General features: G+C 42.6%; 1 protein-coding gene. It reads left to right on the top strand.

The window, feature by feature from the left end; all coding sequences use genetic code 11:
- On the top strand, positions 1-711 hold a 711-nt coding region (locus MWU65_RS17475; protein ID WP_247079964.1), incomplete at both ends, for an Ig-like domain-containing protein.

The following is a 711-nucleotide window of genomic DNA, read 5'->3' as shown; positions in this document are numbered from 1 at the left end:
CCGCTGGTAATATCAGTCCACTCTCAGCCGATTTCCCAATTACGGTAGATACTACCGATCCGGTAGCCCCTATAGTGACCGCCATAAATGACGACTCAGGAGCTATTACAAATGACGGTATTACCAATGATAACACATTGATCTTTACAGGAACAGCAGAACCAAATACATCTGTAGAAGTATTTATAAATGGTGTTAGTATTGGATCTACCACTGCTAATGGTTCTGGAAACTGGTCCTATGACCATTCCGGGACCACCCTTGGTGATGCCAGTTATGTGATTACTTCACAGGCAACAGATGCCGCTGGTAATATCAGTCCACTCTCAACCGATTTCCCATTTACCGTAGATACTACCGATCCGGCAGCACCTGTAGTGACTAGCATTAGTGACGATTCAGGAGCTATTACAAATGACGGTATTACAAACGATAATACATTGATATTTACAGGAACAGCAGAACCAAATGCCTCTGTAGAAGTATTTATTGATGGTGTTAGTATTGGATTTGTAACTGCTGATGGATCAGGAGATTGGTCTTATGACCATACTGGGATTACTCTTGATGATGCCAGTTATCTGATTAGTTCACAAGCAACAGATGCCGCTGGTAATATAAGCTTAGTTTCAGCCGATTTCCCAATCACCGTAGATACTACCGATCCAATAGCTACTGCCGTGACTAGTATAAGTGACGACTCAGGAGCTA

It is taken from the genome of Cellulophaga sp. F20128 (genome assembly GCF_023015805.1).
Classification (GTDB): Bacteria; Bacteroidota; Bacteroidia; order Flavobacteriales; family Flavobacteriaceae; genus Cellulophaga.
The sequence above is the reverse complement of the archived record's forward strand: the minus strand, read 5'-3'. Positions and strand labels throughout refer to the sequence as shown.